This is a genomic window from Streptomyces adustus, assembly GCF_009377175.1.
Lineage (GTDB): Bacteria > Actinomycetota > Actinomycetes > Streptomycetales > Streptomycetaceae > Streptomyces > Streptomyces adustus.
Genome location: NZ_VJZD01000267.1, coordinates 1 through 12,788, shown reverse-complemented (window position 1 = coordinate 12,788; position 12,788 = coordinate 1). Strand labels below are relative to the sequence as shown.

General features: G+C 73.1%; 11 protein-coding genes and 1 pseudogene. 6 read left to right on the top strand and 6 right to left on the bottom strand.

Annotated elements, in window-relative coordinates:
• Positions 1 to 41: 41 nt before the first annotated feature.
• The 3 genes from FNH09_RS38970 to FNH09_RS38960 all read right to left on the bottom strand — a co-directional run bounded on the left by FNH09_RS38970 (position 42) and on the right by FNH09_RS38960 (position 4,518).
• Entirely contained in the window at positions 42 to 548 is a 507-nt protein-coding gene (locus FNH09_RS38970; protein WP_152894600.1) for a hypothetical protein, read from the bottom strand.
• The gene (locus FNH09_RS38965) at positions 532 to 2,142 is read right to left on the bottom strand and encodes a multicopper oxidase family protein (protein WP_152894599.1); all 1,611 of its coding nucleotides are present in this window, start codon (positions 2,140 to 2,142) and stop codon (positions 532 to 534) included. Before FNH09_RS38965 ends, FNH09_RS38970 begins: the two co-directional genes overlap by 17 nt.
• Positions 2,143 to 2,529: 387 nt before the next feature.
• Positions 2,530 to 4,518: a fibronectin type III domain-containing protein gene (locus FNH09_RS38960; RefSeq protein WP_162469753.1), complete on the bottom strand. Its 1,989-nt coding sequence runs from the start codon at positions 4,516 to 4,518 to the stop codon at positions 2,530 to 2,532.
• 235 nt (positions 4,519 to 4,753) lie between these two features.
• Between FNH09_RS38960 and FNH09_RS38955 the strand changes: the two genes are divergently transcribed.
• From FNH09_RS38955 to FNH09_RS38945, 3 genes are all read left to right on the top strand, one after another.
• Positions 4,754 to 5,425, top strand: coding sequence for a HEAT repeat domain-containing protein (locus FNH09_RS38955; protein ID WP_152894597.1), 672 nt, complete (start codon positions 4,754 to 4,756; stop codon positions 5,423 to 5,425).
• Positions 5,426 to 5,428: 3 nt separating this feature from the next.
• On the top strand, positions 5,429 to 6,433 hold the full coding sequence (locus FNH09_RS38950) for a MerR family transcriptional regulator (protein WP_162469752.1): 1,005 nt from the start codon (positions 5,429 to 5,431) through the stop codon (positions 6,431 to 6,433).
• 82 nt (positions 6,434 to 6,515) lie between these two features.
• Positions 6,516 to 7,148: an SMI1/KNR4 family protein gene (locus tag FNH09_RS38945; protein ID WP_152894596.1), complete on the top strand. Its 633-nt coding sequence runs from the start codon at positions 6,516 to 6,518 to the stop codon at positions 7,146 to 7,148.
• Positions 7,149 to 7,159: 11 nt separating this feature from the next.
• Here the strand turns inward: FNH09_RS38945 and FNH09_RS38940 are convergent, their stop codons facing one another.
• On the bottom strand, positions 7,160 to 8,305 hold the full coding sequence (locus tag FNH09_RS38940) for an MFS transporter (RefSeq protein ID WP_162469754.1): 1,146 nt from the start codon (positions 8,303 to 8,305) through the stop codon (positions 7,160 to 7,162).
• Positions 8,306 to 8,349: 44 nt separating this feature from the next.
• Positions 8,350 to 8,916: a Chromate resistance protein ChrB gene (locus FNH09_RS38935; protein WP_162469751.1), complete on the bottom strand. Its 567-nt coding sequence runs from the start codon at positions 8,914 to 8,916 to the stop codon at positions 8,350 to 8,352.
• 130 nt (positions 8,917 to 9,046) lie between these two features.
• Between FNH09_RS38935 and FNH09_RS38930 the strand changes: the two genes are divergently transcribed.
• The gene (locus FNH09_RS38930; protein WP_152894595.1) at positions 9,047 to 10,906 is read left to right on the top strand and encodes a hypothetical protein; all 1,860 of its coding nucleotides are present in this window, start codon (positions 9,047 to 9,049) and stop codon (positions 10,904 to 10,906) included.
• Between the two features lie 69 nt (positions 10,907 to 10,975).
• Here FNH09_RS38930 and FNH09_RS38925 read toward each other — a convergent pair whose 3' ends face one another.
• Positions 10,976 to 11,620, bottom strand: a complete 645-nt coding sequence (locus FNH09_RS38925) for a PepSY domain-containing protein (protein WP_152894594.1) — start codon at positions 11,618 to 11,620, stop codon at positions 10,976 to 10,978.
• Between the two features lie 145 nt (positions 11,621 to 11,765).
• Between FNH09_RS38925 and FNH09_RS38920 the strand changes: the two genes are divergently transcribed.
• Together FNH09_RS38920 and FNH09_RS38915 are read left to right on the top strand one after the other, a co-directional pair.
• On the top strand, positions 11,766 to 12,428 hold the full coding sequence (locus tag FNH09_RS38920) for a response regulator transcription factor (RefSeq protein WP_152894593.1): 663 nt from the start codon (positions 11,766 to 11,768) through the stop codon (positions 12,426 to 12,428).
• A pseudogene (locus tag FNH09_RS38915) lies at positions 12,425 to 12,788 on the top strand (two-component sensor histidine kinase); the annotation flags it as partial. The gene FNH09_RS38920 and the pseudogene FNH09_RS38915, both read left to right, overlap by 4 nt.

Genomic DNA, 12,788 nt, shown 5'->3' with positions numbered 1-12,788 from the left:
CGGTACGACGGACCGTCGTACCGCGCGCCGCCCCGGCCCTGTCATCCCAGCAGGCCGCTCAGCCTGAGCGTCCACACCACCGCCCCGATGAGAAGGAGTCCGTTGACGGCCCAGGACCGCCCGCGGCCCGACAGCGCACGCACCAGGCACGGCAGTGCGGCGAGCCGCAGGAACAGCGCCACCGTCGCCAGCGGACCGGCCCGCAGCGGCTCCTCGCGCGGCCCCGGGCTCGTCGCACCGCTGCGTACGGCGACAACCTGAAGACCGATCAGCAGACCCAGCACCAGGACCGCGGCCAGGGCCTCGGCCGTGCGCGGCGAGGCCCACACCCGCCAGGCGAGGGCCAGTTGGACGACGGCCGCCGCCAGGAACGGCAGTGACACGGCCAGTCCGTTCGCCAGGTTCTGCTGGAAGACCACCAGGTCCCCGACGCTCGCGGCGACGCAGAGCAGCGCCCCGAGGCGGCGGTCCGTGAGATACCGGCCGGATCGCGGGCCCGGCACCGCCGCGGCCGCCTCGGCGGGGAGCGCCTCAGCCGATGGAGTCATCGTCGTATCCCAGCGCCATCGGGGCCGGACAGGCCGCGGCGGGCGCCGCGTACACCGGGTGGTGTACCTCGGCGGGCGGCCCGACCCGGAACTGGGCCATCATGTCGTGGTCCTCGTGCACCAGGTTGTGGCAGTGGATCATGTAACGCCCGGTGTTCGGGCCGAACTTGACCACCATGCGCACGGTCTCGTTCTCACCGACGTACACGGTGTCCTTGCCGCCGAGTTCCCACGGCGACGGCGCCGCGCCGTTGCGGTCGAGGATCTTGAAGTCGACCAGGTGCACATGGACCGGGTGCCACCAGCCTCCGGACTTGTTCACGAACTCCCAGATCTCGATGTCCCCGAGCCCCGGATCGGCCCAGACGTACTCGTAGTTCGAGGCGATCACGTCCGACCAGGTCTTGCCGTTGACGGTCCACATGCCGTTGGTGCGGATGAACTCGAACCGGCGGGTCTTCGTCGCCATCGCGGCGGTCAGGTCCATCGCCGGAGCGTTCGGGTTCAGCACGTCCGGAATGGAGTTGCCGGACAGGTCGGTGGCATCGCCGGCGACGTCGAAGGCCATCACGTCGCCGGTGGTGTCGAAGTCCTCCGAGTTCGGCACGCCGAGGTTCTTCAGCACCACCCGCTGGCCGACCTTGTACTTGGCGAAGTCGATGATCACCTCGTAGCGTTCGGCGATGCCGTGCCGGTAGCTGGTCACCGAGCGGGGCTGCGGCATCAGACCCGCGTCGGTGCCGATGAAGACGAACGGATCGCCGGTGCTCAGCGCGAACTTGTAGCCCCGCGAGATCGAGCCGTTCAGGATCCGGAAGCGGTACTTGCGCCGCTCGACCTTCATCACCGGCCAGGGCCGCCCGTTGACCAGGATGACGTCGCCGAAGATCCCGGAGTGGCCGCCGTCGTCGTACAGCAGCTGGCCGTTGCTGTCGAACATGGCGTCGCGGATGATCAGCGGCACGTCGTAGCGGCCGTGCGGGATCGGCAGCGACTGCTCCAGCGCGTCGGTCATCGTGTACATCGCGGCGAGGCCCATGTACGCGTTCTCGGCCGTGTGGTGCACACCGTGGTCGTGGTACCAGAGGGTGCGCGCGTCCTGGGTGTTCGGGTAGTGGTAGTCCTTGTACTCGCCGGTGCGCGTCACGTCGCTGGCGTAGCCGTCGTACTCCGGCAGCGAAGCCGATCCGTGCAGGTGGACCGAGGTCCACGACTCGTAGCCCAGGCGCGGGTGCACCCGGGGCAGCTCGTTGACGTGCCGGACGACGGCCGGCCGGCCCCGGGTGGCCCGGATGGTCGGGCCGCCGAACGACCCGTCGTAGGACCAGGTCTCGGTCTTCATGCCGGGCAGGATCTCGGTCATGGCACTGCGCATCGTGACCGTGTAGTAGTCGGTGGTGCTCGACCGTTTGGTCGGTACGGCCTCGGGCGGTACCGCGAACGGCACGGTGAACGGCTTCGGGAACTTGCTGATCGCGATCCGGTCCGAAGCCGTCTTGGCGCGTACGACGTGTTCGAGCGGCAGGGCCAGGGCCGCCGACGCGAGGACGCCGTACTTCATCAGGTCACGCCTGGACAGCGCGTTGTCGTGCATGTGTTGGGTTCACCCCCATGGTGGGCCGCCGTGACGGCGGCTCGGGCACCCCCCTCTCCCCCATGGAGTCGCGGATGCCCTGGTCTTCTCGGTTTCTCGGTCCTGCCTTGGTGCACCGGTCGTGCTCCTCGGCCGTGGGACGGCCCGCGGTGTTCCTGAATGCACCGCTGAGGAGAGACGACCGGACGGTCGAAAGGCGCGGACGGCCGGTGGAAAGGGGGGTCCACCGGCCGCCCGGCCGGGCCGGGGCGGCTGTGAAGTAGGGGCTTCCTCCAGCCGCACCGGTCCCGGGTGGGCGCCTCGGAGGTCGGCGTTCGCGGGTACGGCGAACGCTTCCCGCCGGGGCGCGGGTCGGTCGGGTCCGCGGGATGAACCGGCGGACGGGCCCTAGCCGTTCGGCAGGGTCACCTTGTCCAGGACTCCGCCCTTGCTGGAGGAGATGTAGACCGGGCTCGGGTTCTGGACCGTGCCCAGGCCGGTGCGCAGGCGCAGGCTCCAGGTGCCGTTGACCGCGCCCGCCGCGGCCGGCTGCACGATCACGTTGGAGGCGAACACCGGGCCGTCCGGGCCGCCGACGCGCAGCGTCAGAGACGCCCCCGGAATGGACCCGGTGCCTTCGAGGCGCAGGTCTCCGGCCTTCCACTTGGCGAGCGTGATCGCGAGCTTGTCGACCGCGGGCACCGCGGGGATGACCTCGACCGGCGCGGACGAGGCGCCCCTGCCGACCGCGTTCACGGCGACGATCGTCACGGTGTACTTCGTGTCGTTCCTCAGCCCGGTCAGCAGCAGGCTGGAGGCGCTGGCCCCGGCGGTGGTCGTGACGGGCGCGCCGGAGTCGGGCGTCGCGGTGATCTCGTAGCCCGTGACCGGCGAGCTGCCCGGGTCCTCGGGCGCCGTCCACCGGACGGTGGCACTCGCGTTGGAGCCCTGCGCGGTCACCGACTGCGGGGCGCCCGGCGCCCGGGTCGTGCCGAACGTGTACTTCTCCAGCCGGGCCTGCGAGGCGTTGCCGGCCGGGTCGAAGGCCACGAACCGCACGGTCCTGGGCCCGTCGGCCGCCTTCAGCTCGAACGGTCCGGTGTAGAGCGTCGCCGCGGGCCCGGTGGTGCCCGCCTCCAGCGGGTCGGAGCCGTCGAGCGTGTAGTAGATCTCCGAGCCCGGCTCGTCGGCGGTGAGGGTGACCAGGGTGTCGGCCGTGTAGACGCCGCCGGCGGGCCTCGCCGTGACGGTCGGCGGGGTGAAGTCACCGGAGACGGTGTCGCCGGGCAGCGCGGGCGGCCAGGACTCACCGGCCTCGCCGAACGATCTGACCTCGATCCGCTTGCCCTCGACGGAGCCCGGCAGGATCACCGAGGTCGCGTCGGGGTCGTTCACGCGGACGCCGATCTCGCCCTGCACGCCGTTGCGGCTGAGCCGGTCGACGGCGCGCACGGTGTAGCCGAGGATCGGCGCCGCACCAGGGGTCTGCCGGGGCGGGGTCCAGCTCACCGAGGTCGCGTCGCCCTCGGCGCGCACCACGACACCGGTGGGCGACACCGGACCCTGTTGGACCGCGCCGGCCGGGCAGCCGCCCATCCCGGGCCCGCCCACCTCGCCGAACTCCGAGATCGTCACGCCCTGGGTGTTGCCGTCGGCGTCCTGGTCCTGCCAGGTCGTCACCGTGTACAGGCCCTCGGCGGCGACGGCCGCGGTCTTGTCGCTCAGGAACTCGTAGGTGGCGGTGAAGCTGCCGTCGGCGGCCACCTGCACGCCGGAGGAGTAGCCGCCCTTCGGCGCGTTCGCCAGGGGTCCCGGCACGGCCCGCACGTCGCGTCGGGCCACGTCGGTGTTGCGCAGGGCCGGTTCGATGATCCGGTGCTCCAGGAACGTCGGGTCGACCTCGGGGCCGAGCCGCCCCTGGATCACCAGGGTGGTCGGCGTGGTCAGGGCTCCGCCGGTGACGCCGACGTCGAGGGTCGTGGCGTCGGCGGCGACGGTGCCGCCGAACTTGACCGACACGATGTCGCCGGCCCGGATGTCGGGGGTCACCTGGAGGCCGCCGCCGGCCCCCCAGCACAGGCCGCCGGGGTGGTTGACCTCGATGGCCGGGTTGCCCGCCGCGATCGAGTCCGCCGTCGCCATCCTGCCGGTGGCCGAACCGATGAGACCGACATGCGGGCGCTGCACCTCGATGGTCACCTGCTCGCCCGCGTGCTCGGCGAAGCCGTCGATCGAGACGAAGTCCCGGTCCGGGAAGATGGTGATGTTGTCCGGGAAGGCCGGAACGGCTGCGTGGGCGGTGACCGGCGCGACCGAGGCACTGATCACCATGCCGGAGATGACGAGACCGGCGGCGGTGGCCTTCCGCCTTCCCCCGCCCCGCGCGAACTTGCTCATGACGACTTCCCCTCTTCGACCGTACCCGGACAGCGCTGCGCCGGGCGGTCGGCACCGGTGAGCGGATCCCAGCGTGTCCAACTCCGCGCCGCCCCGGCAGCCTTGTCTTGGGCACCCGCCCATCCCCAATCTGGAGGGGTCGTCGTCGCGACGGAGCGTGGTGATCCCGTGGCGCGGCCGTCCTTGACCTTGACATCGTGACAAGGTCTTCACTGTGGCCAGGGAGGTGGTCCCGATGACCATGGCGAAACAGGAGACGGACGGGTTCCGAGCACTGCGGGGGCTGGCGGACGGCCGCTCGTCGGTGCGGCTGCGGGCGGCGCTGACGATCGGCACGACCCCGGACCCCCGGTGCGTCGACAAGCTCGTCGAACGCTGCGCGATCGAGCCCGAGTTCCAGGTGCGCGAGATGCTGACCTGGGCGCTCACCCGGCACCCGGCGTCGGCCACGGTCCCGGCGCTGCTCGGGGAGCTCCGCTCGCCACGGGCACAGGCACGCAGCCAGGCACTGCACACCCTGTCCAAGATCGGAGACCGGCGGGCCTGGCCGGCGATCACCCGGGCGCTGATGTCCGACGCCGACGACGAGGTGGCCCGCAGCGCATGGCGGGCCGCGGTCGTGCTCGTACCCGAAGGTGGGGAGGGGGAGTTGGCCGGGGTGCTGGCCTCGCAGCTCGGGCGCGGCGGACGGGAGACGCAGTTGAGTCTCAGCCGGGCGCTGATCGCGCTCGGTGAGGCGATGCTCCCGGCCGTGCGCGCCGCGGGTGCGGACCCCGATCCCCTCGTGCGTCGGCACGCGCACGCCACGGAACGGCTCTCGCGCGACCCGGACGCCGGTTTCGAGTTCGCGATCGAAGAGGCGAAGCGTGTCGCGGTCCTCGGCACGAGCGGCCAGGAAGGGGGGTAGGCCGTGCTGATCGGTGACGTGGCACGACGGTCCGGGGTCAGCGCACGGATGCTCAGGCACTACGACTCGCTCGGCCTGGTGCGCCCCACGGGGCGTACCGCTTCCGGTTATCGCGAGTACTCCGACGACGACATCCGGCGCATCTTCCACATCGAGAGCCTGCGGTCACTGGGACTGTCGTTGCGCGAGGTCGGGCGCGCGCTGGACGATCCCGGCTTCCGGCCCGCCGATCTCGTGGACGATCTCATCCGCCAGACGCGAGAACGCATCGCGGCCGAGACGGCGCTGCTCACCCGGCTGCGACGGCTCGACGCGGCGGAGCCCGCAGGCTGGGAGGAGGCCCTTCAGATCGTCGCGCTCCTCCAGGCGCTGGCGTCGGAGAGCGCCGGACGGCGCCAGCGCGCGGCCCTGTCCTCGGCCGCCGAGGGCCCGCTGCCGGTGGAGGCCCTGGTCGAAGCGGTGCTGAGCGAGACGGACCCGAATGCCGCCGGAGCCCTGCGCTGGGCCCTGGCGCGCTCGGACGCCGACGCGTCGGCGCTGCTGGCGGACGGCCTCCACGCGCCGGAGGCAGCGGTGCGCGAACGTGCCGTCCAGGCCCTCGCGGAGCTTGCGGACGGCGAGTCGACCGCCCTGCTGCGGGACGCCCTCGGCAGCTCCGACCTCGTGGTCCGCAGGCACGCGGCGCTGGCGCTCGGGACACGCGGAGTGGCCGAGGCGGTGCCGACGCTCGTCGACATGGCCGTCGAGGGGGCGAACGACGTCGACGCGGCCGACGCACTGGGCATGCTGGCGGCCCGTCCCGCACTGGCCGACCGGATCGCCGACGCGCTCGTGGACCGCCTCGCCCACGGCCCCCTCGAACCGTCCGCGCGCCGACGGCTGACCCAGGCGCTCGCGGACATCCCGGGCAGTACGGCGTCCGAGGCCCTGACGGGGCTCACCCGGGACGAGGACCGCGCCGTCGCCCTCACCGCGACGTACATCCTCACCCTGCGCGAGGCACGGTGACGGCAGCTCTCCGGGGACCGGCCACGGCGTGGACCCGGTCGCCCACCTGCGCGTCGCCGGACCTGGAGGGCAGGATGGCTTCATGGCACAGCAGATATCGCCCCCGTCGGAGTCCTGGCGTCGGATCGACGGCTGGCTGGCGGTCCACGCGGCCGCAGACTTCGTACGCCTGGAGCCGCCGGCGACACCGGACGAGCTGCGGCAGGCGGAGGCGGCTCTCGGCACCCCCTTGCCCGATGATCTCGCCGACTCCCTGCGGTGCCACAACGGCGTGACCGGCTGGACGACCATCCTGCCGGAGCAGTCCCCGCTGGCGGTGCACGGCATCGTGGACCACTGGCAGACCTGCATGGGCGTCGCGACGGAGAACGACGGTCTGACGCAACGGCCCTGGGAGGACGAGCCCTGGTGGCATCCGCTCTGGGTGCCCTGGGCCGAGAGTGCCGACGGCGCGGCGCAGGTGATCGACCAACGTCCGGGCCCGGACACGGGGCGCCTCGGGTGGGCGGGCCACGGCGGTGGCGGCGACTTCACCGACTCCTGGCCCGACCTGTCCAGCCTGCTGCACGCGGTCGCGCAGTCGCTCCACGAGGGCACGGAGGTCCGCGGTCTGCGCCCCTATCTCACCGAGCAGGGCCGGGTGTGGTGGGACGAGGAGGGCTGTACGGAGCTGAACGGTCAGCCGCTGACCGCCGCCCCGGTCGGGCTGCCCTGACCGTCGGCTGTTCAGCGCGGTGGTGGGCCGGTGCGGGATCGTCCGGCGACTGCGGACAGCGGGCCGAGGGCCAGCAGGACGGCCAGGGCGGCGAAGCCGCCGGTGAGGGTGGTGACGGTGGCGACCGAGGCCACCAGCAGCGGGCCTCCGGCGTCACCGAGTTCCCGGCCGAGTTCGGCCGCTCCCATGGTCTGGCCCATCCGCTCCTCGGGGGTGCCGCCGGCCAGCGCGGCGAAGCCGATCGGGGTGATCAGTCCGGTACCCGCTCCGATCACCACGGCCGCGGTCAGGACGCCGGTCAGGCCCGGCAGCGTCGCGCAGAGCAGTCCCGCCGCGGTGATCGCGAGTCCCGCGGTGAGACCCGTACGGGTGGTCAGGCGTCCGGCGTCCACGGCGCGGCCGGCCCAGGGCTGGACGACGGCGGCGCACGCGGCCAGGACGGAGACGGCCGCGCCGGTCGCCACCGTGCCCAGGCCGGCGGCGGCCCCCGAGACGGGCAGGAACCCGACGCCGACCGACAGCGCCGCCGTGGCGGCGGCCAGGGCCGCGGTGGGGGCGAGGAAGCTGTGGTCGCCGAGCCTGCGGGCCAGGTCGGCGAGGGTCTGGCGGCGCCTGGGCAGCGGTGGCACGGCGGGCACGAGCAGCACGGCCCACAGCGCGACGACCGCGGCGAGGACGGCTGTCGCGGTGAACAGCAGTCGCAGTCCGCCGGCCCAGACCAGCACACCGCCCAGCAGGGGGCCGAGGGTGTAACCGAGGGACTTGCAGAAGCCGTAACTGCCGAACGCACGACCTCGTTTGGCCGCCGGGTGGAGGCGGGCGACCAGCGCGGAGGCGGCCGGGGAGAACGCGGAAGCGGCGGCGCCCTGCCCCAGACGGGCGGCCCACAGCCAGCCTGGACTGTCGGCGACCGCGTACACGGCGGAGGCGGCGGCGAAGAAGACCAGGCCGCCGAGGAGGACGGGCTTCGCACCGATCCGGTCGGCCAACGAGCCGAAGACCGGCTTGAGTACGACCTCGGCGCCGTCGTACAGGGCGAGCAGACCGCCGAGGACGAGCAGCGAGGTCACCGCGTCGTGGGACAGGCCGCCGAGGTTGGCGGCGACGGCGTGGGCGCCGAAGGCGGTGGTGAACCCGGCGGCGTACAGCGGCCACACGGACCGTCGGGACACGCCGACACGGCCGGTGCGGGGCGAAGTCGTCACGGCCGGCTCCCCGGGCTGTGGTGCAGGGCGGCGAAGACGCGTTCGGCATAGTCCTCGCAGACCGCGGCGCACCCCTTGAGACGTTCGGCCGCCCGCGGGGCCTCGGGCGCGCCGAAGACGTCACGCGCCGTCAGGTCGCGGTGCCGGCGGCGCAACCGTTCCAGGCTCTGTTCCTCCTCCTCCAGTTCGGCGAGGGTGAACTTGGCGATACGGATCTCCTTGGCGATCTCCTGCTCGAACTTGCCGCAGTCCGCGAGGAACTCGGCCCAGTCGGCGCTGCGCGCGGCCGTGAACATCGCCTCGAAGCCGGCCGCGTCCTCGGGTGCGCGTCCGGTCGCCTGGAGGGTCATGGCCTGGCCGCCCGCGGCGTTCGTCAACCGGACGGCGCGCTCCATGCCTTCGGCGAACGCGGGCACGTCCGGCACGGCCCAGACCCCCTGGCCCAGGGAGAGCGCGCCCGCCTTGCGCAGCTCCCGCCAGACCGCCACCCGGTGCCGGGAGGGCTCGGCGGGCAGTCTGACGACCAGGACCAGCCATCGCAGCTGCGGATCAGTCACTGTCACAGCATCGAATGTAGCAGGCGTTACATTCGCTGTCGGTGACGATACGGAGGGACGGCGGCCGTCCGCGCCGCGGGCCTGTCAGTGGTGATCGATAGGGTCGGTGCACCTGATCGCCCGAGGAGCGCCGACCATGAAATCTCCGGCCGAACTGGACAACGTCCCGTGGCACGACCTGACCCACGCCTACGGCCCGGCCGCCGACGTGCCGGAACTGATCAGGGCGCTCTATGAGGACGAGGAATCGGCCGCCGAGGCGATCGACGAGCTGTACGGCACCATCCACCACCAGGGCACGGTCTACGACGCCTCGGCACCGGCCGTTGCCTTCCTCGCCCACGCCGTCCTGCACGCCCCGGGCAAGCGCGACGAACTGCTGATGATGCTCGCCGTCCTCGCCGACCACGACCCGACGGCCGTCGACTCGCCGCGCTGGCCCGGCAGTCCGACCGCCGCGATCTGCGCCGAGCTCTGCCGCGTGCTCCCGGAGCTGCTGCCCTGCCTCGACGACGACGAACGGGCGGTGCGCCGGGCGGCGATCCGGACGGTCGCGGCCGTGGCCGACCTGATCCCGGCGCGGCCGCGCGACCATGTCGTGGCGCGGCTCGACACGCTGTACGCCGACGACCCCGTCCCGGCGGTGCGCGCGGACGCGCTGGTCGCCCTCGACCGGTTCGGCCGGGAGACGGCGGCACTCGACCATCCGCTGCCCGAGGTCAGGCTGGCGGCGGCACTGCTCGGCATGGAGCGGTCCGTACCGCCGTACCCGGCGGAGCTGGTGGAGGTCGTCGCCGAGGACGGCCCCGAGACCGGGCGGGAGGACGACTTCCCGTGGTCGGACACCACTACCCAGGAGGAGCGGCTCACCCGCCTGCTCACCCGGGATCCGGACAGCGGCCTCACGGTGGCCGCCCGCTGGATCGCGGCCGGCGACCACGCGTCGCACGGTTCCTGGCTGGCCCAGGACATCGCCGAGCAATGGCGCGACCGCGAGGCCGAGGTGCTGAACCTGCTGCTGGCCGCCCTTCCGCACCAGCAGGACACTCGCGCCCTCACCGGCCGGCTCCGCTCCGTCGCCGCCTGGATCGACTTCCTGCCCGAGCCCGGCACCGACCTCAGGAACACCCTGCACCGGTACGCCGTCACCGACGAGGAGAGCGCCGAGCCCGCGCTCCTCGCCCTGACCCGGTCCCGCGACCCCCGAGCCCTGGACCTGGTGCTGCGCCGGCCCGGCGCCCAGCTCATCGCGGCGGCGACACGGCGCTTTCCCGACGCGGCCGACCTGCTGATACCCGTGATCCGCCGCGAGCTGGCGGCGGGCGCCACCGGCAACGCGGGCATCGCCCTGATCGAGGCGCTGGCGCCGTTCGGCGCCGCGGCCCGTCGGGCCGAACCCGAACTCGTCGACTGCCTGCGCACCGGTCGCGCTGCCATCGTCGCCGCCCGCAGACTCGGACACAACGGCGTGCGGACACGGGAGATCACCGATCTGCTGCACCGGGCCACGCAGGACACCGACGGCTCGCTGACCACCGCGGCCGCCGTGGCCCACCACCAGCTGACCGGTGACCTCGACACGGTCCTTCGCGTCTTCGAGCCGCTGCTCTCGGGCCGGGGCCGGTCCCACTGGTACCTGAGCCGTCTGGAGCCGCTGGGCGGCGCGGCCGCTCCGCTGCTGCCGTCGATCGAGCCGCTGCTGGACGACGAGCGGGACTGGACCCGGATGGCGGCCGCACAGGCCCATCACCGGATCACCGGGTCCCCGGACCGCGCCGTCCCCGTCCTCGTCGCGCTGGTCGGCGCCACGCCGGTCGGTCTCAGTGCCCTCAAGGCCCTCGCCGCCACCGGCCGGGTGCCCGCGGAACTCGGCCCGACCCTGCGCTCCTTCGCCGACTCCCCGCGCCGCCTGCTCGGCGACACACGGCTGCGCGGGGAGACCCATCCGGACGCCGAACTCCGCGCCGTGGCAAGGACGTTGCTGACCTCGGACTGACCGCCGTCGGGCCGTCGGCGTCTTCAGCCCGACGGCCCGACGGCGGTGCCGACGCCTCGGCCCCTTCCGTCAGTGGTCGTCGCCGCCGTGGCCCCGGCCGTGGCCACTGTCGTCACCGCCGTGGTCGTCACCCGCGTTCACGTGGTCGTCCCCGCCGGCGTGGACCCCGTGGTCGTCACCCGGGAGGTCGTCGCCGACGGCCGTGGAACCACCGCGGTCGTCGCCCGGAGCGTCGTCGTGTCCGCGGCTTCCGCGCCCGCGGTCGTCCCCGGCCGTGGCACGCCCGCCGCGGTCGCCTCCCTCGCCGCGCACCCCGTGGTCGTCGGCTCCGGTGTGCGTGCCGTGGTCGTCACTCGCGCGGTCGTCGCCGCCGCGCCGGTCCAGGACGACGGCGCCCGTACGGACGTCGACGCGTACTTCGCGACGGACCTGGTCGGCGCCGAGAAGGTGCACCTCCCAGAAACCCGGGTGGTCGTCGTCGAGTTCGACCCGCACGACGGTGCCCGGGTAAGCCTTGCGCGCGGCGGCCGCCGCCTGGGCGGCCGTCAGGGAGGCCGACGACGGGGACACCGAGGGGGCGGCGGTGGCGGACGGCCGGTCCTCGGGACCGGCCCCGTGCCGGTCGGTGCCGCCCGTGGCGAGCGCCGAGTACCCACCGCCGCCGATGAGTACGGCGGTCACGAGGGCGGTGGCGATGGTCGCGGTGCGCTTCATGTCGAGCCTCCCCGGCCGGACGGCTGCCCGGCCTGTGTGTTGTCTGTGTCCTGCTGTTTGATGACGTCAATGTGCCTGGGGAAAGCTGAAGGGCACCTGAAGCCACCTGAAGATCCCTTCAGGTTCCGTCTGGGAGGCTGGGGACATGCGCCTGTTGATCGTGGAGGACGAGAAGCGGCTCGCGCTCTCGCTGGCGAAGGGCCTGCGGGCCGAGGGCTTCGCCGTGGACGTCGTCCACGACGGGAACGAGGGCCTGCGGCTGGCCGCCGAGGGCGTCCACGACCTGGTGGTGCTCGACATCATGCTGCCGGGCCTCAACGGCTACCGCGTCTGCGCGGCCCTGCGCGCGGCGGGCCACGACGTACCGATCCTGATGCTCACGGCCAAGGACGGCGAGTACGACGAGGCGGAAGGCCTGGACACCGGCGCCGACGACTACCTGACGAAACCGTTCTCCTATGTCGTGCTGGTGGCACGGGTGAAGGCGCTGCTGCGCCGCCGCGGCTCCGCCGGCGCCTCGCCGGTGCTGCGCCTCGGGAGACTCGTCGTCGACACGGCGGCCCGCCGGGTGTGCCGCGACGATACGGAAGTGACGCTCACCGCGAAGGAGTTCGCCGTGCTGGAACAGCTCGCGACCCGGGCCGGACAGGTGGTCGGCAAGCCCGAGATCCTGGAGCACGTCTGGGACTTCGCCTACGACGGCGACCCGAACATCGTCGAGGTGTACGTCAGCACGCTGCGCCGCAAGCTCGGCACGGACACCATCCAGACCGTGCGCGGCGCCGGTTACCGGATGGCGGCCTCGTGAAGGGGCGGCTGTTCGGCTCCGTCAAGGCCACGATGGTGCTGTGGGCCACCGCCGTGGTGACGGTCGCGCTGGTGGCCGCCGGGATCGCGGTGCTGATGTCGCTGCGCGCGAACCTCACCGGGCAGGCGCAGAGCGAGGCCAACGACACCGCCCGCAGGATCGCCCTCGGGGTCGCCACCTGGCGCGGGGGTGATGCCCGGCTGACGCTGCCGGAGGGCGCGCGGGAGGGAATCCCGGTGCAGGTGACGGACGAGGGCGGCCGTCTGCTGGCCGTCGGCGGCGGGCTGGAGAGCATCAGCGGCACCGGCGTGACGGCCGTACGCGTGCAGCCGACCGCCCCCTCCCCCACTGTTTCCTCCC

What these genes read in the sequence shown, in the direction of transcription:
- FNH09_RS38970 (WP_152894600.1), bottom strand. Translation starts at nt 548, where the DNA reads ATGACTCCATCGGCTGAGGCGCTCCCCGCCGAGGCGGCCGCGGCGGTG.
- FNH09_RS38965 (WP_152894599.1), bottom strand. Translation starts at nt 2,142, where the DNA reads ATGCACGACAACGCGCTGTCCAGGCGTGACCTGATGAAGTACGGCGTC.
- FNH09_RS38960 (WP_162469753.1), bottom strand. Translation starts at nt 4,518, where the DNA reads ATGAGCAAGTTCGCGCGGGGCGGGGGAAGGCGGAAGGCCACCGCCGCC.
- FNH09_RS38955 (WP_152894597.1), top strand. Translation starts at nt 4,754, where the DNA reads ATGACCATGGCGAAACAGGAGACGGACGGGTTCCGAGCACTGCGGGGG.
- FNH09_RS38945 (WP_152894596.1), top strand. Translation starts at nt 6,516, where the DNA reads ATGGCACAGCAGATATCGCCCCCGTCGGAGTCCTGGCGTCGGATCGAC.
- FNH09_RS38930 (WP_152894595.1), top strand. Translation starts at nt 9,047, where the DNA reads ATGAAATCTCCGGCCGAACTGGACAACGTCCCGTGGCACGACCTGACC.
- FNH09_RS38925 (WP_152894594.1), bottom strand. Translation starts at nt 11,620, where the DNA reads ATGAAGCGCACCGCGACCATCGCCACCGCCCTCGTGACCGCCGTACTC.
- FNH09_RS38920 (WP_152894593.1), top strand. Translation starts at nt 11,766, where the DNA reads ATGCGCCTGTTGATCGTGGAGGACGAGAAGCGGCTCGCGCTCTCGCTG.